General features: G+C 58.8%; 25 protein-coding genes. 15 read left to right on the forward strand and 10 right to left on the reverse strand.

The genetic code is table 11. The features are described 5' to 3' along the window. The first annotated feature begins 58 nt into the window (after positions 1-58). The 6 genes from HD883_RS15125 to HD883_RS15150 all read left to right on the forward strand — a co-directional run bounded on the left by HD883_RS15125 (position 59) and on the right by HD883_RS15150 (position 7,417). The gene (locus HD883_RS15125; protein WP_218863133.1) at positions 59-1,084 is read left to right on the forward strand and encodes an AraC family transcriptional regulator; all 1,026 of its coding nucleotides are present in this window, start codon (positions 59-61) and stop codon (positions 1,082-1,084) included. A gap of 75 nt (positions 1,085-1,159) precedes the next feature. Beyond that, complete coding sequence (locus HD883_RS15130) at positions 1,160-2,755, forward strand: phytoene desaturase family protein (RefSeq protein ID WP_179584004.1); 1,596 nt, start codon at positions 1,160-1,162, stop codon at positions 2,753-2,755. A 35-nt stretch (positions 2,756-2,790) separates the two neighbouring features. After that, positions 2,791-3,570, forward strand: a complete 780-nt coding sequence (locus HD883_RS15135) for a cyclase family protein (protein WP_179584002.1) — start codon at positions 2,791-2,793, stop codon at positions 3,568-3,570. Between the two features lie 72 nt (positions 3,571-3,642). Beyond that, a complete protein-coding gene (locus HD883_RS15140) occupies positions 3,643-4,716 on the forward strand; it encodes an ABC transporter substrate-binding protein (RefSeq protein ID WP_179584000.1) in 1,074 nt (357 codons plus the stop codon). A 48-nt stretch (positions 4,717-4,764) separates the two neighbouring features. Then, positions 4,765-5,244 carry a (2Fe-2S)-binding protein gene (locus tag HD883_RS15145; RefSeq protein ID WP_179583998.1) on the forward strand — a complete coding sequence of 160 codons (480 nt, stop codon included), beginning with the start codon at positions 4,765-4,767 and terminating at the stop codon, positions 5,242-5,244. Next, on the forward strand, positions 5,234-7,417 hold the full coding sequence (locus tag HD883_RS15150; RefSeq protein WP_179583996.1) for a xanthine dehydrogenase family protein molybdopterin-binding subunit: 2,184 nt from the start codon (positions 5,234-5,236) through the stop codon (positions 7,415-7,417). Before HD883_RS15145 ends, HD883_RS15150 begins: the two co-directional genes overlap by 11 nt. A gap of 67 nt (positions 7,418-7,484) precedes the next feature. Here HD883_RS15150 and HD883_RS15155 read toward each other — a convergent pair whose 3' ends face one another. Genes HD883_RS15155 through HD883_RS15175 form a run of 5 tightly spaced genes read right to left on the reverse strand, consistent with a single transcriptional unit; the run spans position 7,485 to position 11,772 of the window. Further along, positions 7,485-8,291, reverse strand: coding sequence for an SDR family oxidoreductase (locus tag HD883_RS15155; RefSeq protein WP_179588543.1), 807 nt, complete (start codon positions 8,289-8,291; stop codon positions 7,485-7,487). Positions 8,292-8,308: 17 nt separating this feature from the next. Beyond that, positions 8,309-8,914, reverse strand: a complete 606-nt coding sequence (locus tag HD883_RS15160; protein WP_373563371.1) for a cysteine hydrolase family protein — start codon at positions 8,912-8,914, stop codon at positions 8,309-8,311. Positions 8,915-8,925: 11 nt separating this feature from the next. Further along, positions 8,926-9,459 (reverse strand): aromatic-ring-hydroxylating dioxygenase subunit beta, encoded by a 534-nt coding sequence (locus tag HD883_RS15165; RefSeq protein WP_373563372.1) that lies wholly within the window; start codon positions 9,457-9,459, stop codon positions 8,926-8,928. Positions 9,460-9,487: 28 nt separating this feature from the next. Next, positions 9,488-10,798, reverse strand: coding sequence for an aromatic ring-hydroxylating dioxygenase subunit alpha (locus tag HD883_RS15170; protein WP_179583990.1), 1,311 nt, complete (start codon positions 10,796-10,798; stop codon positions 9,488-9,490). 14 nt (positions 10,799-10,812) lie between these two features. Continuing rightward, positions 10,813-11,772: a PDR/VanB family oxidoreductase gene (locus HD883_RS15175; RefSeq protein WP_373563373.1), complete on the reverse strand. Its 960-nt coding sequence runs from the start codon at positions 11,770-11,772 to the stop codon at positions 10,813-10,815. Positions 11,773-12,032: 260 nt separating this feature from the next. On the opposite strand from HD883_RS15175, the gene HD883_RS15180 reads away from it, so the two are divergent. From HD883_RS15180 to HD883_RS15205, 6 genes are all read left to right on the forward strand, one after another. Further along, positions 12,033-13,229, forward strand: coding sequence for an ABC transporter substrate-binding protein (locus tag HD883_RS15180; protein WP_179583980.1), 1,197 nt, complete (start codon positions 12,033-12,035; stop codon positions 13,227-13,229). After that, complete coding sequence (locus HD883_RS15185; RefSeq protein WP_179583978.1) at positions 13,226-14,140, forward strand: branched-chain amino acid ABC transporter permease; 915 nt, start codon at positions 13,226-13,228, stop codon at positions 14,138-14,140. Before HD883_RS15180 ends, HD883_RS15185 begins: the two co-directional genes overlap by 4 nt. Positions 14,141-14,181: 41 nt before the next feature. Then, positions 14,182-15,189 (forward strand): branched-chain amino acid ABC transporter permease, encoded by a 1,008-nt coding sequence (locus tag HD883_RS15190; RefSeq protein WP_179583976.1) that lies wholly within the window; start codon positions 14,182-14,184, stop codon positions 15,187-15,189. Beyond that, positions 15,186-15,947 (forward strand): ABC transporter ATP-binding protein, encoded by a 762-nt coding sequence (locus HD883_RS15195; protein ID WP_179583974.1) that lies wholly within the window; start codon positions 15,186-15,188, stop codon positions 15,945-15,947. Before HD883_RS15190 ends, HD883_RS15195 begins: the two co-directional genes overlap by 4 nt. Then, entirely contained in the window at positions 15,944-16,654 is a 711-nt protein-coding gene (locus tag HD883_RS15200; protein ID WP_179583972.1) for an ABC transporter ATP-binding protein, read from the forward strand. The genes HD883_RS15195 and HD883_RS15200 overlap by 4 nt, the downstream gene beginning before the upstream one ends. 111 nt (positions 16,655-16,765) lie before the next feature. Continuing rightward, positions 16,766-17,758, forward strand: coding sequence for an AraC family transcriptional regulator (locus HD883_RS15205; protein ID WP_179583970.1), 993 nt, complete (start codon positions 16,766-16,768; stop codon positions 17,756-17,758). Here HD883_RS15205 and HD883_RS15210 read toward each other — a convergent pair. From HD883_RS15210 to HD883_RS15230, 5 genes are all read right to left on the reverse strand, one after another. Continuing rightward, complete coding sequence (locus HD883_RS15210; protein WP_179583968.1) at positions 17,755-18,330, reverse strand: alpha/beta hydrolase; 576 nt, start codon at positions 18,328-18,330, stop codon at positions 17,755-17,757. The two genes, HD883_RS15205 and HD883_RS15210, sit on opposite strands and share 4 nt — an antisense overlap. A 20-nt stretch (positions 18,331-18,350) precedes the next feature. After that, the gene (locus HD883_RS15215) at positions 18,351-18,617 is read right to left on the reverse strand and encodes a hypothetical protein (protein WP_179583966.1); all 267 of its coding nucleotides are present in this window, start codon (positions 18,615-18,617) and stop codon (positions 18,351-18,353) included. An 84-nt stretch (positions 18,618-18,701) separates the two neighbouring features. Beyond that, a complete protein-coding gene (locus tag HD883_RS15220) occupies positions 18,702-19,514 on the reverse strand; it encodes an SDR family NAD(P)-dependent oxidoreductase (protein WP_179583963.1) in 813 nt (270 codons plus the stop codon). Positions 19,515-19,596: 82 nt separating this feature from the next. Next, complete coding sequence (locus tag HD883_RS15225) at positions 19,597-20,649, reverse strand: aromatic ring-hydroxylating dioxygenase subunit alpha (RefSeq protein WP_179583962.1); 1,053 nt, start codon at positions 20,647-20,649, stop codon at positions 19,597-19,599. A 211-nt stretch (positions 20,650-20,860) separates the two neighbouring features. Further along, positions 20,861-21,331, reverse strand: a complete 471-nt coding sequence (locus HD883_RS15230) for a MarR family winged helix-turn-helix transcriptional regulator (protein WP_179583960.1) — start codon at positions 21,329-21,331, stop codon at positions 20,861-20,863. A gap of 263 nt (positions 21,332-21,594) precedes the next feature. Here HD883_RS15230 and HD883_RS15235 point away from each other — a divergent pair, with 263 nt between their 5' ends. The 3 genes from HD883_RS15235 (at position 21,595) to HD883_RS15245 (ending at position 24,656) form a co-directional block, all read left to right on the forward strand. Then, positions 21,595-22,524, forward strand: a complete 930-nt coding sequence (locus HD883_RS15235) for a LysR family transcriptional regulator (protein ID WP_179583958.1) — start codon at positions 21,595-21,597, stop codon at positions 22,522-22,524. Between the two features lie 170 nt (positions 22,525-22,694). Next, positions 22,695-23,567, forward strand: coding sequence for a tripartite tricarboxylate transporter substrate binding protein (locus tag HD883_RS15240; RefSeq protein ID WP_373563374.1), 873 nt, complete (start codon positions 22,695-22,697; stop codon positions 23,565-23,567). Positions 23,568-23,600: 33 nt separating this feature from the next. Next, positions 23,601-24,656, forward strand: a complete 1,056-nt coding sequence (locus tag HD883_RS15245) for a hydroxyacid dehydrogenase (RefSeq protein ID WP_179583955.1) — start codon at positions 23,601-23,603, stop codon at positions 24,654-24,656. Positions 24,657-24,662 lie beyond the last annotated feature (6 nt).

The following is a 24,662-nucleotide window of genomic DNA, read 5'->3' on the forward strand; positions in this document are numbered from 1 at the left end:
GGCTAACCGGATCAGCATGGCACCGCTGACACGACACTCGAACTGGGGTTGATACATCATGGCAACGACGAGTCTGGATCTCTCGAAAGTCTATCGTTCACCCGTCTTCCGGACCCGATCCGCACGAGACGCGCAGTACGAATTGAGCCGCCAGTTGATCGACCACGAACTGCGCTGGCGTCCCGGCGAAATCTCCGCATCGCTGCACCGCCGCGAACTCAGCAAGGTGAGCGTCATGGTGCTGCAGTATGGTGCGGAGGTGGAGGTCACACCGCTCCAGTTCGATGACTTTGCATTGGTGCAGATCCCCTTGAAAGGCGCTGCCGAAATCGAATGCGAAGGCGTGAACCTGAAGGTGTCGCCATGGGAGATCGCTGTCATTCCACCTCGGCGTACGGTGCGATTGAACTGGGAACCCGGTTGTGAGCAGCTGATCCTTCGGCTTCCGGACAGCCTGTTGAACGTCGGCCTGGAACCATCGGCGCATTCCTGTAGGACGACGCCTGGAGGCGTACAGGAATGGCGCGGGTCAGCGTTCAAGCTTCGACCCGATATCTCGTCGCAATGCATGTCGCTGCTGCAGCAGACGCTCGCGCTCATTCCGACCGGAGACACCAATTGTCTTCACCCTGCCTGGCTTGACCAGTTCGAGCAGACACTTGCCAGCTTCTTTTACGCCCATCAGCCGTCCATGGACACGCGGTCAAACGCCGGACCGGAGTCGCACACGCCGAAACCCGGCCACAGCCCGGAACTCGACCGTCTGGAAGAGTACGTGCGGACCCATCTGTTCGCTCCCCTCATGCTCGAAGATCTGGCGAAAGCGGCCGGCGTGCCCACCCGGACACTCAACGCGCTGTGCCATCGTCATCGCGGCGTGACGCCCATGACTCTGGTGCGCAACCTGCGACTGGACGCGGTCCATCAGCGTCTGCTTTCCGGACTTCCAGTCAGCGTCACTGAGATCGCCACATACTACGGATTCGGCCACCTGGGACGCTTTTCCTTGTATTACCGCGAAAGATTCGGCGAGCTGCCCCGCAATACGAGCCGGGGACTCAAAGAGGCCAAGGCGCACAACTGAACGCGAGCAAAATGCGGATGGTTCCTGGCGTTTATGGGATAGCGGCATAGTCCGAGGGCGCGCGATGATCTGGTCATGAACCGATCATCCAATCAGAAGTTCGATGCCATCGTCGTTGGCAGCGGAATCAACTCACTGGTGTGTGCAGCCATGCTTTCCCGAAGCGGGCGCCGCGTCAAAGTGCTGGAACGCGAGTCGCGGTTAGGCGGCTGCATACGCACCGACGAGCTGACGCTTCCCGGCTTTCATCACGACACGCTGTCGACCGCCCATCCCCTATTCGTGGTCGGTCCGGCCTATGCCGCGCTGGGAAAGGCGCTTCACGCGGCCGGGCTGGAATACTGCAATACGGCCCTTCCAACCGGTGTCGTTCTTCCGGATGGCCGGCATCTTGCCTTGACGACGTCGCGGTCGGACAACGTGGCGGCCTTTAATGCCCTTCACGACGGCGACGGCACGGCCTATGCCGCGGGGCTGGACCGGCTGGCGGCACAGGGCCCGCTGGTATTTGGTCTGCTTGGCAGCGAACTCTGGAAGTTGTCGACGCTTCGAACAGTGGCCAAGAGCGCCTGGCAACTTGGCCCAGGAGCGTTCACCAGTTTTGTCGGTACCTCATTGACCCCCGCCCGTGCTTGGCTGGACGGGACATTCGGTTCGGATCTCACCGCTGCACTGCTTGCACCATGGGTGCTGCATTGTGGGCTCGGGCCCGATGCGCCGCTGTCCGGCCTCATGCTTGAAGTGATTGCCATGACGCTGGAAGGCGTGGGCATTCCCATGGTCAAGGGCGGCAACGCCAACACCGTCAAGGCTTTCGAACGCATCATTGCAGAAGCGGGTGGCAGCTTCGAGACCTCTGCAGACGTTGCGCGTGTCCTGGTCCAGGGTGGCAAGGCGTGTGGCGTAACGCTTGCGGACGGCCGCAACTTCTACGCAGAACATGTCATCTGCAACGTCACACCCACCCAGCTGTATGGCCGGCTGACCGAGGGTACGCCCTTGCCGGGTGTCGTCAAAGACCAGGCCGCTGCGTGGAGATATGGCAAAGGCAACATGCAGATCCACCTGGCGCTGTCGGAAGCCCCGCAATGGCATGCCCCGGAAATGGGCCGGGTGGGCTACGTCCACCTGACAGGCGGCGTTGACGCACTGTCGCGGGCGATCAATGAGGCAGAGCGCGGACTGTTGCCGGCGGAGCCAACCATCTGCATCGCGCAGCCCACTGTCCTTGACCCTACCCGCGCGCCGGAAGGCCGCCACATCCTTTGGATTCAGCTGCCGGAATGCCCGCGGCATCCGACAGGCGATGCTTCAGGAGTCCTTGAAGTATCAGCGCAGGGTGGATGGACCCCTGCGCTGCGGGAAGCTTACGCTGACCGCGTCATCGAAAGGATAGGCAGACACATTCCAAATCTGCAGTCGACCATTCTTGGCCGCGCAGTGTTGGCACCGCCGGATCTAGAAAAGCTGAACATGAATCTTGTCGGTGGCGATCCCTATGGCGGCGATTGCAGCCTGGACCAGTCATTTCTATGGCGTCCGATGCGCGCGACGCGCAACCACACCACGCCCATCAAACATCTTTGGCACATCGGTGCCTCGACCCATCCCGGTCCGGGACTCGGAGGAACCTCGGGGTTCCACGTGGCAACGGAACTGGGAGCGACATGACATGACGTTGACATCGGGCAAGGAGGCCTAGTCACATGAGCGAGATCATTGGACAGCTGGTTCGCGAACTCAGCAGCGGTACCGTAAAGATCGTCGACCTGACGCACACGTTGTCGCCCGAATTCCCGACGCTGCAACTACCAGAGCATTTCGGACAGGTAGGCGCATTCAAGATCGAACAGGTGTCACAGTACGACGACGCCGGTCCTGCCTGGTACTGGAACAATTTCAGCTGTGGTGAGCACACGGGAACGCACCTGGATGCGCCAGCGCATTGGGTCAGTGGCAAGGACCACCCGCGCAATACGGTGGACACGATCGACGTGGAGCGATTCATCGGCCCGGCTGTCGTCATCGATGCAAGCAAGGAAGTCGATGCCGATCCGGACTGGAACCTGACGGTCGAATTCCTTCGTACCTGGGAAGCACAGCACGGCAAGATCGAGCCAGACACCTGGGTGCTGTTCCGCACGGATTGGCACAAGCGGCTTCCGGATGCCGCTGCGTTCATGAACATGCAAGCAGACGGCGCCCACACTCCGGGCCCGACCCAGGAAGCAGTGGAATGGCTGATCAAGGAGCGCAACGTGCGCGGCTTCGGTGTGGAAACCATCAACACCGACGCCGGCCAGGCATACGCCTGGCCGGTTCCCTATCCTTGCCACACCTTGATGCACGGCGCGAACAAGCTGGGGCTGCAGTGCCTGACGAATCTGGACGCATTGCCAGCGACCGGCGCGATGATCATCGCGGCCCCACTGAAGATCCAACGCGGATCGGGATCGCCGCTGCGCGTGCTGGCGCTTGTTCCTTGAAAAGGCACCGCTCAGTAACATGGACGCTGGTTTTCATTCATCCATGACAGATTGATAGAGAAAGCTTCTCCTATGACCAACACTAGCATTGACACCATCTGGTACACCCGCTGCCCGGTGCCGACCGCGTCGGCCATCGCCATCACCAACGGCTGGCTGGACGAGGAATTCGCGACTGACTCGATCGCCGTGAAATCCCTGCGTGCGTCGGCCGACCGTTCCGTCCGTGAATCGCACTTCAGTCACAAGCAGGCCAATTCGTTTCGCCATGGGGGAAATGCGCCTCCGATCTGGTCCCGCTCACAGGGCCAGGATGTCGTTGTGATCGGGCTGACCTGGCTGCCGCAATATCAGTCGATTCTTAGTCTGCCGACCAGTGGTATCCGCAACATTGCAGATCTGAAGGGAAAACGGCTGGCGCTTCCGAGGCGCGTGAACGAAAAAATGGATTTCTGGCGGGCCTCCGCACTGCAAGGGTTCCTACAAGCGTTGGCCACGGTCGGCCTGTCAGAGAAAGACGTCGAGCTTGTCGATCTACCTATCGAAGAGCCATATATCGGCGAACTGACCACATCCGACACGGGCGCGCTGTTTGATGCCAGGCAATACGCCAGCTCGGCAAGAGCAGAGACCTTTGCACTGATTCGTGGAGAAGTCGACGCACTCTACAACTACGGGTCCGCAGGCCCGGCGCTGCAGGAATTTCTGGGCGCGACCGTGGTGGCTGATTTGAACAAACACCCCGACCGGCGCGTTGCCATCAACAACGGCACGCCCAATGTCCTGACGGTCAGCGGCGAACTGTTGCGCGAGCGCCCTGACCTCGTCGCTCGCTACCTGGCCCAACTGCTGCGCGCCGCGGAATGGGCCAGCGAGCACAAGCAGGAAGCCCAAGCCATCATTGCCCGCGAGGTATCGGTCGCCGACGAATGGATGCCCTACGCTTTTGACGACGACGTTCACACCTGCCTGGCGCCGACTCTCGACGCAGAACTGGTGCAGGCGCTGGAGGTGCGTAAAGACTTCATGCTGAAGCATGGCTTCATTCAAAAAGACTTTTCCATTTCCGACTGGATCAAGCCCGAGCCGCTCGCTGAGGCAAAAAGGTTGATCGAGCAGTCGCAGTCCTCTCACACATCGACTTAGCTTTATCTGGGCAGCTTCTTCGCGTTATCCCACACACAAAGGACACGGATGGTTGATTTTTCATTGAATGGTCAAAAAGTTTCCGTCCAGGCTCCCGCGGATAAGCCGCTGCTCTGGGTGCTTCGCGAGGAATTGAAGCTGACCGGCACCAAGTTCGGGTGCGGCGTCGCGCAATGCGGGGCGTGTACGGTGCACCTGAATGGTCAACCGACGCGGTCCTGTGTGCTGCCTGTGTCGGCTGTCGCCGGCGCTGACATCACAACTATCGAAGGATTGGTCAAGACGGACGTTGGAAGACGCCTATACGATGCCTGGGTCGACCACCAGGTCCCGCAATGTGGCTATTGCCAGTCAGGTCAACTCATGACCGCCGCGAATGTGATTTCATCTGCCACCGCGCCGCTGCTCCGTGCTGACGTGCTCGAGAAGATGCAAGGCAACCTATGCCGATGCGCCACGTACAACCAGATCGCTTCGGCTGTCATCAGTGCTGGCACCACCGCTTCGGGAGCGAACAATGCCAGATAACACAGTGACCCGCCGCATGTTCATTGCGGGATCTGGCGTCGCAGCAGTTGGCGTGGCCTTTGGTGCCTGGAAATGGATGGGCGAAGAGCGGGCCCAAGCGTCGACTGGCGTGCTCGCCGCCGAGCCGATTTCCGTGTTCAACCCAATTGCCTGGGTCAGTATCGCTTCGGACAACACCGTCACGATCTATTCGCCTGCGGCTGAGATGGGCCAGGGCACCATGACGTCCCTGCCCAGAGTGCTGGCAGAGGAATTGGAAGTCGACTGGAACACTGTCAGGGTCGAACAATCGCCCGTGAATCCCGGCGCGTTCGGCAACCCTGGCTTTGGTGGCGCCATGGTCACGGGTTCGTCCCGAACCGTTCGAGGGTATTACCTGCCGTTGCGGCTCGCAGGACTCCAGGCCAAATTGGTCCTGGTGCAGGCCGCCGCTGACATCTGGGGCGTTCCGCCTACGGAAATCCTTGCCGAAAAGAGCGTGCTGACTCATGCGTCAAGCAATCGCCGCATGACCTACGGCGAGCTGGCGAAGGTCGCCACAGCCCCCGCGACACTGCCTGTCGTGGATAAGAGCATGCTCAAGCCGATGTCCGCATTTACGATCATCGGCAAGGATGTGCCGCGGGTCGACGTTCCCTCCAAGTCCGATGGAAGCGCCATTTTTGGCATCGACGTGAGGCTGCCAGGAATGCTGTGGGCTGCCGTGAAGTACGCCGAGGTTCAAGGTGAAAAACCATTGAGCGTCGACGTCACAAAGGCAGAGGCCGTGAGTGGCGTCAGGAAAATCATCACGTTGCCCTACGGCGTCGCCGTCGTTGCCGATTCATTCGTGACGGCACGAACAGCCCGAGACCTGCTGGCAGTGACCTGGACCCAGGAAGCGCCTGGCCGGTCCTATGACAGCGATCGGGCCATGACCGAATACGTTACCCGTGCAAAGCACCTGACGGAAGCCGGAACAGCGTGGAGCAAGCGCGGCGATGCGCAAAGCGCCATTGACGGGGCAGCGCGCACCATGAGCGCGACCTACCTGTCAGCGCATGTGGCGCAAGTCACGCTTGAACCCATGAATTGCACTGCCTGGGTACAGGGCGACCGAATCGAGATCTGGGCGCCGTCACAGATTCCAAGCGGTGTCCTCGGGGTAGCCGTGCAGTCGGGTTTCCGCGCCGAGAACGTGAAGGTCAACATCACATTGCTGGGTGGCGGCTACGGACGACGGGCCGAAGTCGACTTCGCTATCGACGCCGTACTCATTGCCAAGCAGATGCCCGACATTCCCGTCCAGGTCATCTGGACGCGCGAAGATGACTTCCAGCGCTCGAAGCCACGGCCCATGACTGCACAGCATTTGACCGCCGGGCTGGATGCCGACGGGCGCATTGTCGGATGGCGACACCGCATCACGAGCGAAGGGGCGACCATCCGTCTGGCGCGGGCGCTGTATGACGCTACCGGAGGCAAGGACCCGACGGTCATGAAAGGCAGCGAGAACGTCTACGACATCCCGAATCAACTGGCGGAACACTTGCCCGAAAAGCGCGGGATCGATGTCGGCTATTGGCGTGGGGTGGGCCCAAGCTACACCAAATTCGCCGCTGAGACCCTGGTCGATGACATCGCAGTTCAATTGAAAAAGGATCCCCTGCAGTATCGACTCGACATGTTGAGCGCATCGCCTCGCGCCCAAGCCGTCTTGCGCAGAACGGCAGCGATGGCGAACTACCCGGTCAGCCGGGGCGCCGGACGTGCGTTGGGGCTTGCTTTCTCAGACGCCTATGAAAGCTTCATCGCCATGATCGTCGATGTATCGATCGTCGAAGGGAAAATCGTCGTGCATGAAGTGTGGGCTGCGGTCGACTGCGGCCATGCCATCAGCCCGGCCAACATCAAGACGCAGATCGAAGGATCGGCGTTGTACGGACTGTCGGCGGCTCTGGGAGAAAAGCTGGATTACAAGGCGGGACAGGTGCAGCAGCAGAATTTGCATGGCTATCCAATCCTTCGATCATCGGGCACGCCGCTGGTCAATGTCGAAGTCATTCCGACCGACAATCCGCCAGAAGGGATCGGAGAAGTCGGACTGCCGCCCCTCGCACCCGCTGTGGCAAATGCTATTGCGCAGTTGACCGGCCGTCGGATCCATACCCTTCCCTTCCCCGCCACCGTGTAAAAACCCAAGGCAAAAAAACAGGGGCAGAGGCCCCTGTAACCATATTTCGTCGACCCTTGACGACGAACTACGTTGACGGTTGCGACAGCTTGTCGAACCAGCGAGATGCGGACATTCCCTGGTCAGGGCCCAGGCAAGCAAAGCCGCCGTCGACAGCGAGATCAGTGCCGGTAATCCAGGACGCGTCAGGGCTGACCGCAAAGACAACCGCCTTGGCAATCTCTTCGCCACGCCCGACTCGGCCAAGCGGATGCAACGCGCCGCCCACCCGGTCGGCAACGTCTATCGATCCCCCGCTGACCTTCGCCAGCATCGGCGACCACGTCCACGCCGGCGACACCGATACGACCCGGATGCCTGCTGGAGCCAGTTCCACCGCAAAATTCTTCGTGATCTGCAGAAGGGCGGCCTTTGACGCCGGGTACACCGCGCGCCCTGCTGCACCGAACTTGCCGCCGATACTCGACAGATTGACGACAGCGCCGCCTGGCGGCATGTGTGGCGCCACCTTGCAGGTCAACACCGCAGCCGATACCAGGTTCACATTCAGCGTGCTGTGCCATTGCGCACGCGTTGACGCGAGCCCTGCATCTTCGTAGATCGCAGCACAGTTAATCAGGATGTCGATGCGACCGCTTTGCGCGACGATATGTTCCACGCATCGGTCCAAGGCATCGTCATCGGTAATGTCCAACACCATCAGGAATGCGGACGGTCCGATGGCATCAACGATGACCTGCCCCGCCGCGCGGTCCCGACCCGCCACAAAAACTGCGTCGGCGCCCGCGGCGGCAAGTTCCTTGGCAATATCGGAGCCAAGCCCGCTTGTCGCGCCCGTTACCAGCGCGACCTTGCCGGCAAGTTTGTTGACCATGTCTGTCATGCAAGCCCCTACTGAGTTGGATGAATCGGTTGAGTCAGCACGCGCCACGCGTCGGACCCGAATGTCGTGACATCCGCCATGAGGGCCATGGAAGCTAGGGCAGCATCGTGCGCCGTGCGCGATGCTGCCGTGCAGGCATCGGCCACGACGCTGACGTCATAGCCATGTTCCGCCGCATCCCGCACCGTGCTTTCGACGACGGAATGGGTTGCCACGCCTGCGGCGACGACCCGGGCAATGCGATGCTGTCGGAGCAGGCTGTCCAGATGCGTGCCTCGAAAAGCGCTGATGCTTTTGTGGGTGACCACAAATTCCCTGTCGCTGGACAGCGGCGCGAGGGTATCGAAAAAGTCGGCTCCCCAGGAGCCGTCCTGCACCGCGCCGATGTCGGCGACACGCCCGAAGATGGGCATGTTCCGCGGAAGGTCGGCGTAGTCGGGGCGAAAAGCCACCCGCACGTGCACGATCAGCCAGCCCAGATTTCTGGCGTCGGCCAGCAGACGGCGGGCGTGGTCGATGAGCTTGGAGCGATGAGCCTCGTCATCGATACCGACCCGGATCTTGCCGTCCACGTGCAACACGTCGTTCTGGAAGTGCAGCGCAAGCAACGCCACCGAGCTTCCAGTCAAATGAACACCTCAAGGCTTGCAAACGTGGCATCACAGTTGATGAGGTCCACACGCTTCATGTAGATGCGCCACCCGCCCGATTCGGTCGGGATTAGTTTGTGATGCACGGTGGCGGCCAACACCCTTTGCTCAAGCCGCCACTCGGTAAAGTTCAGGCTGGACCGTACGATGAGTCGACCCGCGGCATCCAGGCCCAGGGCACTGACGCCGCCCACCAAGTGATTGGTACGCGTGGGCGGCTGCTGCGACCAGTTGCGGGGATTGGAGATCCGGCGCACCCGCAATTCACGCAACATCTTGTCTTCCCAGAACAGGGAAACTTCTTCGAATGGATCGACCTGCCTGTGAAAACGCGGCACCCAATACCGGCCGTCTTCATCCCAGAGCTGCAACCAGGACTCGAAGTCCCCGTCGTCGAGCAAGCTCGCTTCGTTGAAAATGAACTGCGAAAGCACATCCAGCGGTTCACCGACAAGCGTGACCTTGGCATGCGGCACTATCGATACGTCAAAACTGCGATCAAGCAACACCACGATGGTTCTCCTGTTTGCCGGTGCGTCAGACGGTTGAATCGTCGACCATGAATTCGCGCCAGGCGCGGAACTGATTGCGCATGGGCAGCTCGCTGGTGCCGTTGATCGAAGCCATTCCATCAGGAAGCTGCTTGTCGGTACCGACATAGCGATGGTGGCTGACCCAATCGCCACCGTTGGTGTTGTTGCCTTCCTGACAACGTCGATAGACCTCAACGTCGTCCGGCATGACATTCGAAGATGGCGAATTGATCAGGTTCGCGTAGGTCAGTGCCCGATCGAAGACCGCCGTGGGTGCGCCCTTAAGCCGGAACGTCTGGATTTCGACCATCGTGCGATCCACTGCCATGGGCCGGATGACGCGGAATTGCTGGAACACGTTGTGGGGCGCGCCGCTACCGTAAATGACGGTGTTGTGGCGATTCATTCCGAAGATTTCCTTCGCGCGCTCTTCACCATAGGCGGTGACCAACGTTTGGAAATGCTCGCGCGTCACCGGGTCCCGTGTTGCGGCCGTAGGGTCAAAAATTCCTTCCATGTAGCCATGTCCATTCTCGAACGCGCGCAGTTCCAGCTTCTCCCAAAAGTCGTAGGGTTCACCGTTGCCGTCCATAATCAACAGTTCAAACGGCATTTCGCCAATTTCGGCAGCCTGCTCACGCGCAGCAACGAACGACGATTCATGGGTGACCCGAGCGTGCATCGTGTCGTGCAGGTTTTCGTAGAAAACCTTCCAGTTGGAGAACTGGAGCACACGAAAGACGCCCCCCGCCACTTCTACCTCTCCGACCGGCGAGCGGTCGCACAGGTTATCGATCGAGGACGCGACGCCGCCCAGAAATGTCTTGAGGTCCGGCCCATCTTCCGATTGGTTTGCGAAGACGAAGCCGCGGTAGGTATCGACCCGGGCAAGCTTCTTCATCGAGAAGTCAGGGTTTTCGGGATCGTAATTGGTGCCTTCAAGACCGTTGCGCAAGGGCAGCGAAAAGTGGCTGCCATCCAGCTTGAAGGTCCATGCGTGGTACGGACAGCGGAAGAACTTTCCGGTGTTGCCACACCCTTCACCGACCAGCTTCGCGCCCTTGTGCGGACAGCGGTTGTAGACCACATTGACCGCCCCGCTCTGCGAACGAACCATGACGACATCCTGGTCCCCGATACGTGTCGCCAGGTAATCGCCTGTCTTGGGCACCTGGCTGTCGTGGCCGACGTAGATCCAGGCCTTGCCGTAGATCCGCTGCATCTCCAACGCGAAGATATCCGGGTCTGTGTACACGCTCTTGTGCACGCTATCTTCTCGTACGAGTCCAGCCAGCGCTTCGTTGGTAAGCGTCATTTGCGTTCTCCTGATTAGAGGTCCAATACCAATTTTTCCGACATCGATCGCGAGACGCAGATGCAGATGCTTCCTGCTTCGCGCTCCCTGCTGCTCAGGCAGGAGTCCCGATGATCGGCCTGCCCTTCGATAATTTGGGCCGTACAGATACCGCAGTCACCGCGTCGGCAATCGAACATCGTCTCGATTCCCGCGGCTTCCATAGCTTCCATGATGGATTGCCCTGCGACCACACCGACCGTCACGCCGGTCTGCCTGAGTTCAACGGCAAAGCTGCGGTCACCGCCAACAGGCAAGCTCCCGGCAAATAGTTCGCAATGCAACTGCTCTTCCGGCCATCCGAGCTCGCGCCCCGCTGCAAGCGTCGCGCCTATGAATCCCTTGGGCCCACAGACGTGCAAATGTCGTCCGGCCTGCGGCGCCCCGATTACCTCAAGCAGCGGGATGCCCTTGGATGGATCGCCTCCATCGAACCAACAATGTGCATTGGGCAATGATCCGACCTCGTCGGCAAATGCCGCATCGCTGGCGTCTCGGGCAACGTAATGCAGGTCGAATGCCTTGCCTTCGTGAAACAGGCCAAGTGCCATGCAAAGGATCGGCGTGATGCCGATCCCTGCCGCGATCAGAAGGGGTCTCGAGTCCGCGCCTTTCATGGGAAAGTCATTTCTGGGAAATGAGGCAGTAATGGTCTGACCCACCGCCAACTCGTGTACCCACCTGGACCCACCCGTGCCCTGTTCTTCAAGCTGAACGGCGATCTCGTAAGAGTCCCCATCGACATACGGGCGTACCAGCGAGTAGGCACGGTGCATCACCGGACGTGTTCCCGACGCCGGCACATGAAGCTCGATATGTGAACCGGGCGCAAACGACGCGAGCGGGGCCCCATCTGTTGGCACCAGCACCAGCCGACGCACTCTTGATGTGATCGCCTCTGCCCGCTCTATGCCTAAAACGATCGTGCTGCCCACGTTGCCTCCACGTTTCATATGACGCCTGCAGCGCTCAGCGCCAGGCGGTGATGAATTATCCCGCTGCCCCTCGGGACGCAATATCCGATGATCGCTGGCATTTGTCCTCGCATGGCCGTTGATTCGTTTGGTCGGCACATGGCGGATAGGTCGCCACCTCAATTTGCAAGATCCGGATAGCCCTGCAGCAACACCTTCGCCAGAATGGGCCGTCCTTCAAATAGGTCGCAAGGATCAACCCGCATCTTCGGAACACTGACATGACATCAACGCCTTTCCGCCGCCTGACTTGCTTGCCGGCCGCCCTTCTGACTGCAGGTGTGCTTTGCGGTGCATCGTTTGCGGCTAACGCCGACACCCTCAAGATCGGGTTTCTCACCACGCTGTCCGGCCCCGGTAGCGTGATCGGTAATGAGATTCGAGACGGCTTCAATCTGGGCCTCAAGCACTCCGGCGGAAAACTGGGCGGCATGGATGTCGACATGACCATCGTTGACGATCACCAGGATCCGCAAGCGGCGCGCAAAACGGTGGACCGCCTCATCAAGCGAGACAAGGTCGACCTGATCACAGGCATGGCGTTCTCGAACGTACTGTTGCCGGTGCTTCCGCAGATACTGCAGAGCGGCACGATCTACATTTCTCCCAATACCGGACCTCAGGATTACGCGGGCGAGAAATGTGACCCGAGGTTCTTTGCCGCCGCTTGGCAGACCGAGGACTTGCCTGCTGCAATGGGCAAATTTGCCAACGAAAAGGGCTACAAGAAGGTAGCCATCGTTGCGCCTGCATATCCCGGCGGCCGCGAGTCGCTCAATGGATTCAAGAGTCTGTACACGGGCACCGTCACCGACGAAATCTATACCAAGCTGGACCAGCTCGATTACTCGGCAGAGCTTGCCAGACTGAGGTCCGTCAAGCCGGACGCCGTGTTCTATTTCCTGCCAGGCGGCCTGGGCGTCAACTTCATCAAACAGTTGAATGCAGCCGGGCTCGACAAGCAGATGGCCATATTGACAACAGGATTTTCCGCTGATGAGGATGTCATCAAATCGGTAGGTGCGCCGATGACCGGACTGTTCAATGCTTCGCAATGGGCATCCGACCTTGATAACGAGGCCAACAAACGGTTCGTGAAAGACTTCAACACGACATACGGGCGCATGCCGACGCTGTATGCCTCGCAAGCGTACGATGTGGCCCGCCTCATCGATAGCGCTGCAAAGAAGACAGGCGGCAAGGTCACCGACAAGGAAGCGTTCCGGGTCGCACTGAAAAGCGCCGACTTTGCCTCGGTACGCGGTCAGTTCGCATTCAACACCAACCAGTTCCCGATTCAGAACATCTACATGCGCCAGGTCCAGGCGCTTCCAGACGGCAAGCTAGGCAACCGGTTGATCGGCACCGCGCTCGCCAATCACAAGGATGCGTTCGCAGCCGAATGCAAGATGAAATGAACACAGTCATTCTTGAGCAGACGCTGAACGGCATTCAGTTCGGATTGATGCTGTTTCTGCTTGCTGCTGGCCTTACGCTAGTCTTTGGCATCATGGACCTCGTCAACCTTTCTCATGGATCGCTTTACATGATCGGGGCCTACCTGATTGCCACGTTCACACAGGCGCTCGATTCCTTCTGGCTCGGCATGCTGTTGGGTATCGGTGTGACGGCTTGTGTAGGCGTACTGCTGGAGATGACAATCCTGCGGCAACTGTACAAGCGGGATCATCTCTCGCAAGTGCTTGGCACGTTCGCCATCATCCTGATTGCGAACGAGTCGGTGCGCATTTTGTGGGGACCGCAGCCCCTTACCTTCAACCCGCCTGCGTCGCTTGCCGGTCCGGTTGAACTTTTTCCTGGGTTCGAATATCCCGCCTACCGCCTTGCCATCATGGCGGTAGGCGCCCTGGTGGCCGCAGCGTTGTATGTGCTGATCTCCAAGACCCGCATTGGCATGAAGGTCCGTGCCGGCGCGGCAGACCGCGAAATGGCTGAGGCCATGGGCGCCAAGGTTTCCTGGATGTTCAGCGGACTGTTCGCCTGCGGCGCGGCGCTATGCGCGCTGGCGGGCGGCATGCTTGGACCCCTGCTCGCGGTGCAGGTCGGTATGGGCGAAAGCATCCTGATCCTGGCCTTCGTGGTCGTTGTCATTGGTGGGATCGGCTCGGTGCGCGGCGCTTTCGTCGGATCGCTTCTGGTCGGCATGATCGACACGTTGGGCCGCGCAGTCATTCCTTCGCTGTTCAGTGGTTTTGGCCCCGAGGTTGCATCCAGCGTTGCGCCCGCTCTGGCAGCCATTCTTATCTATCTGCTAATGGCAGCGATCCTGTTCTGGAAACCCAAGGGTCTCTTCCCCGTCGGGGCCTAGACGTTGTGACCCGACGTTGTGACATTACCGAGAACATCACCATGCAAGCAGCTTCAATCTTAGCCGCGACACCGACGGCGACGCCCTTGCGTTCGGTGTCGGGGGCGACGTCCCACTCGTTGAGTGCTGCCGTCACCCTGCCCATACTCCTGGGCCTTCTGTTACTTCCCATTGCGGCGCATTTCTATGGGCAGGAGTATTTCCTGTCACCTGTCACACGCGTGCTTATCTACGCCGTGGCCGCATCCAGTTTGAATTTGATCCTGGGTTTTGGCGGCATGGTCAGCTTTGGCCATGCCGCATTCATGGGCGTAGGCGCCTACGCTGCAGCGGCGCTGATGATGAACCAGGTCACCTCGCTGTGGATTGCGCTTCCGGTTGCCATGGGACTGGGCGCTGTCGTCTCGGCAGTCATCGGGCTCATCAGCCTGCGTGCGCACGGCGTGTACTTCATCATGATCACGTTGGCCTTTGCTCAGATGCTGTACTACGTGGCGATCTCGCTGAAGTTTCTCGGTGGCGAGGACGGACTGTCATTGAGCGCCAGAGGATCAATGTGGCCGGTTCTGGAACCCCTTGACGACACCGCCCTGTACTACGTTGCGGTGCTGATGCTCGCCAGCGTCGTGGTCTTCATCCAGCGATTGGTCAACGCCAACTTCGGACACGTTCTGGAAGCAATACGCATCAACGAAACGCGGGTCGCATCCCTTGGCGTGAACACGTTCAGGCATAAGCTCATTGCGTTCATGGTTGCCGGCGCACTGGCGGGGGTAAGCGGCGCCCTGCTCGCTCATCAATCAGGCTTCGTCAGCCCTTCACTCATGCATTGGACGCAATCGGGCGTTCTGATGGTCATGGTCATTCTGGGGGGTGCCGGCCACCTTTACGGGGGCATCATCGGCGCAATCATCTATGGTGTGCTGGAAGAAAGCCTGTCTGGGTACACCGAACATTGGCAGTTGGCCCTGGGCGTCGTTTTGCTCGTGGCCGTGCTGGTAGCCCCCCAGGGAATATCGCGGTTGATTCTGAAGAGGACGCCCAAATGAGCACGGTCTTACGCATCGACAATCTGGTCAAGCGCTTCGGCGGCGTGCTGGCAACAGACAAGGCCTGCCTGGACGTATCGGAAGGCGACATTCATGCGCTGATCGGACCGAACGGTGCAGGCAAGACGACCCTGATCCACCAGTTGTCCGGCGCCTTGGTACCCACCAGCGGCCACATTTTCTTCCAGGGCGAAAACGTGACCGGCTCGTCGATCGACAAGCGGGCGAGGCAAGGCCTGGTTCGGTCCTATCAGATCACCAGCATTTTCAAGCCTTTCTCTGTCCATCAAAACCTGACGATTGCGATCCAGGGTCGCACGCGCGAAACGCTAGGAATGTGGCGACGCGCATCGTACGTTCAGACTCGTCTCGAAGAGGCGGAACAATTGGCCATCCGCGTCGGGCTTGGAAGCAAGCTGGGGCAGTCGGCTGCCATGCTGTCGCACGGAGAGCAACGTCAACTTGAAGTCGGGCTTGCCTTGGCAATGCGTCCAAAAATGCTTCTGCTTGACGAGCCGATGGCGGGAATGGGTCATGAAGAATCCGGGCAACTTGTCGAATTGCTTTTGGGACTTAAGCGCTCCGTGACGATCCTGCTTGTCGAACACGACATGGACGCGGTGTTTAAGGTGGCGGATCGTATCTCGACCCTGGTGTTCGGTCGGGTCATCGCCACGGGTACGCCGGACGAGATCCGACGCCATCCCGAAGTGCGCAAGGCTTACCTGGGCGACGAATTTGAAGAGGTGGCGGCATGAGTGCATTGCTTGACGTGGCAGGCGTCCACACGTCGTATGGAAGCAGCAAGATTCTTGCTGACGTCGGCCTGACCATTGCTGAAGGTCAGGTCGCGACATTGCTTGGCAGAAACGGCATGGGCAAGACCACCACGATTCGATCAGTGCTGGGCCTGACCCAGGCTCAGTCTGGCTCGATCCGGTTTCGCGGCCATGCCATCGAGCGACTATCGGCAGATAAGATCGCTCGTATGGGCATGGCAGTGGTGCCCGAAGGACGACGCATCTTTGCCAATCTGTCGGTCGAAGAGAATCTTGTTGCCTTCAGTGCGAACCGGAACAGCACACGGGAACCCTGGACACTCGACGGCATCTACGACCTGTTTCCACGCCTGAAGCAGCGTCGAAGAAACATGGGCAATCAGCTATCGGGAGGCGAACAGCAAATGCTGGCGATCGGTCGCGCACTGATGACGAATCCCTACTTGCTGATTCTGGACGAGGCAACAGAAGGACTCGCTCCCCTTATCCGAGAGGAAATCTGGGCGTGTCTTAGCAAGTTGCGCGCACAAGGCCAGACCATTCTGGTGGTAGACAAATACGTGGACCGGCTCGTCACCATAGCCGATTGCCACACCATCATCGAACGAGGCAAGGTGGTGTGGAAAGGTCCCAGTCAGGCACTGGCAGATGACCGGATGCTTTGGGAGCGTTATATCGGCGTTTGAGGTGGAGCCGACAGACCTGATGTGTGATACGTTCAACATCACGACGGAACACCGAGCAGGCTCGCTGTAGGCAGGGAGCCGTTAGTTGTGCCCTCCATTGATGAGGTCCCTGTGGCAACCTTCGCTCCCCCACTTCTAGATGCCGGCGTGTTCAAGAACAGCGAGGTGGTTCGCTCAAAGGACGCGCATGAGATGCATCACCACGTCACCAACACCCTGAGTGCCCATCATCTTGACGTAAGAAGCGTTGGCTTTAGAGCCTCCCTTCGTCAGGGATCCGTCGGCTCCATGCGGGTTTGCGAGCTTGAATATGGATCGATCGTCCAGGCAGATCCCGGTCGGCTCGATGACTACCTGCTCATTCAAATGCTGCAAGCAGGTCAGAGCCGCGTTTATCACGAGGGCAACGAAACGCTTCTGTCATGCGATATGGCGGGCGTCATTGCGCCTACCATCCCCTTTCGCGCGCTCTGGGAGAGGGATTGCCGTCATGTAATGCTGAAAATTCCCCGCAGCAAGCTTGAGCAAGCCTGTAGCTCCTATTTGGGTCATGACCTTGGAGGGTCTTTGCAGTTCAGAATAGGCATGGACTTGCGAACCCCGACGGGTCAAGCATGGAAACATCTGATGGAGTATGTCTTGGGCAGCGCGCCACCTGCCGAATCGTGTGCCATAAGCCCGATTATTCATGGGCATATGGAAGAAGCAGCCATTGCACATTTGTTGATTCACCAATCGCACAACTTTAGTGAGGCGCTCAAGCGAGCCAATGACTCGAGCATTAACGTGCCGAGCTGCGTAAGACGCGCAGAACAATATATCGAAGATCATTTGCTTGATGCTATTACTCTGACTGATGTCGCGGAATACGCTGGGGTGTCGGTGAGCACCTTGTGCCACAGCTTCCGCCGACATCGCGGTTCAAGCTTGATGTGCGCTCTGCGTGGGCTACGTCTTGAAGGTGCGCGTAAAGAGCTTCTGACAGGTAATGGGAGGTCTATCGTCGACGTTGCCTATGAATGGGGCTTCAATCATGCTGGACGCTTTTCCATCAGCTACAGGAAACGTTTCGGTGAATCGCCCACGCAAACGCTTCAGCGTTAGGTGGGAAACATGGTTCTAAGCAACACGTCGTTGAAGTAGTTGGCGTCCCTGATTTGGTCAAGGTGGATATGGAAGTGGTCGAACGCTGGGAAGACATGGCTCTTCACGGAAGTGCCGGTTTCGACCAATGCGGCTACGAAAGGCAACGCTTGAGCCAACATCAATGGCGCATCATATTGCGACCAAGATACGAAGAACGGAGTGACATTGTTCTTCGTATGGCAAATGGGGGACGCAGCGTGGGCATCGTCTTGCGAGGTCAGCCACGCGTCGATTGAGCCAATGCTCGGATTTTCGGCATATCGACTCGAGTGCCTCAGGTCGTAGATCCCGCTGAAGGGAAAGCACGCCTTGATATCACCAGGCTCCAGTCCGAAAAAAACATGGCGGTCCGATCGAAGTGTCACGAGCGCAGCCAGATTCCCACCTGCCGAATGGCCTCCTATAAAAATCTGATTTGGGTCGCCGCCATAGTGAGCGATGTTCTGCTTTGTCCACGCTACGGCGGCCAAACAGTCGTCCAACGCGGCAGGGAATTTCTCGATGCCGCTAAGTCGATAGTCGATAGCCACAAAGATCGCGCCGCGCCTTGTCACGGACCGGCGCCGAATGCGAACCACTCTTTGAATCCGTGGGACCAGTTGCCACCATGGATGCCGATATAAACCGGACAGGGCTTGTGGGATTCCTCTGGAAAATACAGGTCGAGACGATGGTCATCCAGGGGGCCATACGGCACATTGAGGAGGTGCTTCAAAGCCGCGGCGGTGCCTTCCGAGAGCGCCAATGCGACTGCTGCGTAGGTTGTCGATACTGGCAATAGAGCCGACTGAGTCGGCAATGTTCTGAATATAGACATTCATGGTTCCTTGCTGAAAGAGGCTCCGGCGGTATCGTTGACGCCGTCGGAACTCGTCGCTGCGAAGTAGGGATCGCCAATCGATCAGGGAGTGATTCGTCCACCGTTTACATGCAAAGTCTGACCCGTGATAAATCTAGCCGCTTCGCTTGCCAGGAACAGTGCTGGGCCGACCACATCTTCAGGTACCGCAATGCGGCCTAAAGGAATCAGGTGCAGATGTTTGTCTTGATTATCGGTAAACCAGGCCCACTCCTCGGTTACCTCTTTGCTGTATCCCGTTCCACCGCCCATAAACGCGGTTAGTACCGCGCCCGGCGCCAGCGCGTTAACTCTCAGCTTCGGCGCGTACTCTGCTGCAAAGGCCTTTGTTAAGCCGATCAGTCCAGCCTTGGCGGCACCATAAGCCCCGTAACCTTTAAGCAAGTTCACCCCAAGGCCCGAAGACACATTGACGATGCTTGGTGCAGCGGAATTCATGAGCAGCGGCAATGCTTCGCGCGAGCATAGGAAGGCCGAACGAAGATTCCCTGCCTGAATTCGCTCCCAGTCATCGAGTGAAACGGCTTCAAGCGGTCGGATAGGCACTAACGCAAAACCTACCATGAAGAACAAATGATCGATGTGACCCCAGATATCCTGCAGTTGCTCGAAGGCGAGTTTTACAGATTCCTCATTGGTCGCATCGACGGCGATACTTAACACTCCCGAGGGTGGCGGGTGCCTGTCGATAGACACCTGCAAATCCATCACGCAAACGTCGAGTTCGTTGTCAATACTGGCTTGGACGAGTACTCGGCCCAGACCGCCGCATCCGCCGGCGATGACTACCTTGGACCCGGCGCGCGGAGCGAGACGGGTGAGATCCGGAAAGGCAAGAGAAGCAGAATTTGTCATTGAAGAGTCCAATCAGTTGAGGCTTTGATACGCGGGCGCCCTATGCTCAGGTAGATGCACGCAGGGGCGCGTAGCGGAAGAGCTACGCCGAGGCCTTACGCGTATGCTCGGACTCAATAAGACCTTTGACCAGACGACGCGCGATGAGCTGTCCCTTGTCGGTGACTAGACTCATGGTTTCACGGTCAGGCTGCTCTTTCATCTTGGCTTGCACAGCTTCGATCGCATCTTTGTCTTCATCAAAGATCCCTGCCACTGACTGAAGAATCTTCCTCGACAGGTCAGCGTCAGCCTGATTGAAGTTGCGGGAGAATGCCCAGAAATACCAAGTGGACTCGTCGTCGGCTGGGGTGATGGCGTTGAGGTTGCAACCTTCGACTCCCGCGGAACGGTCGCCATGCAACGCGCCGCTTCCTGCAGGTGCGACACCTACATCAAGAACGATGTTTGCGGGCGGAATGAAATTGACGACTTGCCATCGGTCGGCGTTAACATGCCTGCCCAACTTCTCGAATAGCATCGCCTTCCAGAAGGGCGCTGGCTCATGATCCGGCATCAATCGCTGCACAGTGACGCTCCTGTCATCATGTGAGACATGAATGGGATGCTCCACAACGTGCTGACTGCCGAGGGAAGTGCTGTGGACATACGTCTCGTGCGTCAAGTCCAACAAATTGTCGCTGATCAGCTGGTAATTGCCTTTCACAAACGTCACGTCGCCGCAAGATGTCCAGCCGCGATGATCGTTGCGGGCAAAAATTTCAGGTATGGCGCCTTCGTCGGCGAGTTGAGGATTGCCGGGCCAGACCCAGACCCAACCATGGCGCAAAACTGTTGGGTACTTTCTCACGGTTGCGGCAGGAGGAATGCGTTCCTGCATCGGGCACTCAACGCATTTACCCTCGCCGTTGAAGCGCAAGCCGTGGTAGCCGCAGCGGATAGTGCCGCCTTCGATACGGCCTTTGGACAAAGGCAATTCACGGTGGCAGCATCTATCTTCCAAAGCTGCCACTTCTCCGGCATCGTCTCTAAAAAACACCAACGATTCGCCGCAGATTTTTCTTGCCAGCAGTTCGCCAGCGCGGATTTCCTTAGGCCATGCGCACACGTACCAAGCGTTTTTCACCAACTCCATTTTGTTGCCTCCCGTAGACCAATGATGTCAAACGACGGCCAAGTGTGGAGTTAGGAGATCGTCAAGCCGGTACGGTTTCTGTTGCTCCTGTCCACTTTCTGCAGTGTGGAAATCTTTTTCAAGGAACATTGGCAACATCGCAAGTGCAAGTACGTTTGAGGCGTGCTGGACGCCAGGCGAAAGAGTTGCGCCTCAAACTCGACGGAGCGCGTCACGAAGGAAACTGAGGTGCCCGATGCAACTTGATCAACAGACGCAGCGTCGCTCGCAGTTCGTCGGATTTTTTCTTGCCGAGCGGCGCCAGGACAAGTTCCTCGTGCGCCTTGGCCTCGGCGATAAGGCTCGCCGTCATCCGCTTGCCGCGCGGGGTGGCGGTAATCAGCGTGATCCTGCGGTCTGACTCATGGGGAAGTCGCTTGACATAGCCCTGGGCCTCGAGCCGATCCAGAAGACGGGTGACCGTCGACTGCTTAGTAACCGAAATCTGGGCCAGTTCGCCGATGCTCATCGGTTTGCCACTCGACAATGTCGACAGCACTCGCCAGTCCGAGATGGTGAATCCATTGTTCTGTACGATCACATGGAATTCGGCGGAAATCAGCTGACTTGCCTGCGCAAGCAACGCCGGTGTGTAGGTCTCAGCAAAATAGCACTCGTCGTCGGAATCTGAACGCTCGGTCATGACTGCCTTGTGCATGGCATCTTGTGTGCCACGGTGGGAAAGGCGCTAGCTTACACGCTGGAGCTAGTTGCCTGGCTTGACAGTTGGAATACGATCTTCCCTGTGAAGTTAGACGGTACAACCCGAGAGATTGCTCGTCTCATTCTGCGGCGTGCCGACCCAACTTTCCGAGCTTTTTCATCGAGGCCGATATCAGCTCCGAATTCGCCGCGCGGGACCGCGATTCAAAGCCCTGATCGACGGCGTCACTTCAGATAGCACCCATGACACTCAAACAGATCGAAGCTTTCTACTGGGCCGCGAATCTAGGCAGCTTCAGCATCGCCGCCAACCGGCTGCATGTGACCCAATCCTCCTTGTCAAAACGAATTGCCGAACTTGAGGAATCGGTCGGGGCACCTTTGTTCGATCGATCCAGCCGGCGCGCGCAGCTTACCGAGTGCGGTCAGCGCCTGATTGCGCTTGCAGGCCAAATGCTTGATCTATCGGAACAATTTCGCGCCAGCGATCTGACCGGGACGCGGTTGACCGGCGTCTGTCGGTTTGGCGTCAGCGAATTGATTTCACTGACGTGGTTGCCCACGTTCACCCGCATGGTGAACCGGGACCATCCTGCCTTGGTGCTCGAGCACTATGTGGACCTGGCAAGACATCTGGAGCGCAAGGTGGTGCGTGGAGAACTCGATTTTGCCGTTGCCCCCGGGCCGGGTCAGGGAACACAGGTGACGGCAAAGGTGGTCGGCCGCGTCGAATTTACCTGGGTCGCTTCACCCGGACGAATCGACGCCGGAACGGTCCTGCGTCGCAAGGAACTTGAGCGGCATCCGGTCATTACGATGACGGAAGGGTCCGGGCTGACACGAGCCATCGAAGTGTGGTCGCAGGAACAAGGCATCACGCTGCAGCGCACCTTGGGGTGCAACAGCCTCATGGCCATCGTTGCGCTGGTGCTTGCAGACATGGGGATCAGCTTTCTTCCGTCCCAGTTCATGGAACCCTGGCTGAGGGAAGGCGCCTTAGTCGCTTTAAAAAGCGAGCCGCCGTTGCCTAGCCTGAACTACTGTTTCTTTCGCCGCACCGATGACGGGCGCACGTTGCTCGAGACAATGCAGGACTACGTGACGCGTGCCACGGATTTCGAGTCACCTCCCGACTGCCTGGCTCCACTTGCAAAGTCGAAAAACGACTTATAACCCAGTCAAATTTATCGCTTGAAGGAAAGAACGTCAGCATCGATCATTCTCTAATAAGAAAGGAGACACTGATGAGACTGGCATACTTTTCCACCCTTGCCGCGGCGACCCTGCTTCTGTCGGCAGCGCCGGCCGCACAGGCTGCGTGGCCCGATGACAAGCCGATTGAAGTGGTGGTCGGCTTCGCGCCGGGCGGCGGCACTGACCTGATGGCGCGCAAGCTGCTGCCCTTCGTGCAGAAGCGGCTTGGCCCGAAAGCCCAGTTCGTCGTCGTCAACAAACCCGGCGCGGCTGGCGAAATCGCGAACGCGCACGTCAAACAGGCAAAGGCAGATGGCTACACCCTGGCGGTGATCAACGTGCCGGGTTTTCTGTACGTGCCGATGATTAAGAAATCGCAATATGAGCCGCAGGATTTCACGTTGATTGCGCGGGTCGTGGATGATCCGACACTGATCGTGACGCGGGCAGATAGTCCGGTCGCGTCGTTCGCCGGCTTGCTGGCTGCGATGCGTCAGCAACCAGGCGCTCTGAGCTTCGGTCACAACGGCGTCGGCACCAACGGCGAACTTGCCCTGCAATTGTTGAAGCGAGAAGCCAAGGTGGATGTAAATGCCATTCCCTACAAAGGCACCGCTGCACAAAAGACCGACGTGCTTGGCGGACACTTGAGCTTCGGCCTGGTCAGCGCCGGCGAAGTGCCGGAACTACACGGCAACGGTTCGGGACAACTTAAGGCGCTTGTTCAGTTCGGTGAGACCCGGTCTTCTGCCTTGCCAGGCGTTCCAACAGCGACTGAGATGGGAACCAAGGTCACCATGAGTTCGGAACGTGGTTTTGCCGCGCCGAAGGGCGTCCCTGCTGCAATCGTGAAGCGCCTCGACGTGGCCATTGCCGAAAGCCTGCGAGACCCGGAATTCATTGCTGCCGCGTCGTCGGATGCCCCGGTGCTGGCCTACCTGGGCGGCGAACAGTGGCAGCAATCGCTGGAAAAAAACAAGGTTGCCTTGCGCGCGCTAGCCAACGCCCAACCGAAAGAGTGATCGGCCCGTCGCCCCCGCATAGAAGGAAATCGTATGAATAGCTCGACACCCTGGCGTGTTGCACGCTTCGACCTTTGGATCAATCCGGTATTCGATGAACGGCTGAAACAGGAACCATCGATCGCGGTAACGGTTGCACCAACGCAGGGCAATGACGACCACGCGTGGGACGTCCTGACACATGCCCACGTCTACCAGATCACCGCCGCCAAGGACGAACTGCCGCTGCACTTTCATGCGCATCGGGCGTTGCTGGAACGCTGCCCTGATCTGCTATGCGTATCGTCGACTGGCGCCGGTTACGATACGGTCGACGTGGATGCGTGCACACGGGCAGGGGTCTTGGTCGTCAGCCAGATCGGCGGCAATGCCGCTGCCGTCGCGGAAATGACCATTGGCTTGATGCTGGCCGTGTCACGGAGAATCGTGGAATCCGACCGAAAGCTACGTACCGTTCGCGGCTTTTCGCGGGAATCGGTCATGGGGCGCGATATCGGCGGCAAGACACTGGGTCTGGTAGGCATCGGCCATGCCGGCGCGAAGACCGCCGCGCTTGCAAAGGCATTCGGGATGCAAGTAATGGCCTGCGATCCCTTGCTGACCGACGACACGGTCCGATCGAGAGGCGCCGAACCGGTGGACCTTGATACCCTGGTGCGAACGTCCGATATTGTGTCGTTGCATTGCCCTCGGGACGAAAGCACATTGAACCTGTTCGATGCGGCACGCTTTGCGTCGATGAAGCCAGGCGCGCTGTTCATCAGCACGGCGCGTGGCGGGATCCATGACGAACATGCCCTTGCCGGGGCTCTGCGCACGGGCCATCTTGCCGGCGCGGGCCTGGATGTATGGGACCCCGAACCACCCCCGCTCGATCACCCTTTGCTCAGCCTGGACAATGTGGTGGCGACATTCCATACCGCCGGCGTGTCCCATGAAGGGCGGCATAACGTGGCAGCGATGGCGGCGTCCCAGATCATCGACATGTTCAAAGGGGTCCGCGCCCCGCGGATCGTCAACCCTGAAGTGTGGGATACCTTCGTGCAACGCAGTGAACGCGCCCGCCGTGACGCGTCCGTTACAGCCTGACGCGCT

The organism is Pigmentiphaga litoralis (genome assembly GCF_013408655.1).
Taxonomy (GTDB): domain Bacteria; phylum Pseudomonadota; class Gammaproteobacteria; order Burkholderiales; family Burkholderiaceae_B; genus Pigmentiphaga; species Pigmentiphaga litoralis_A.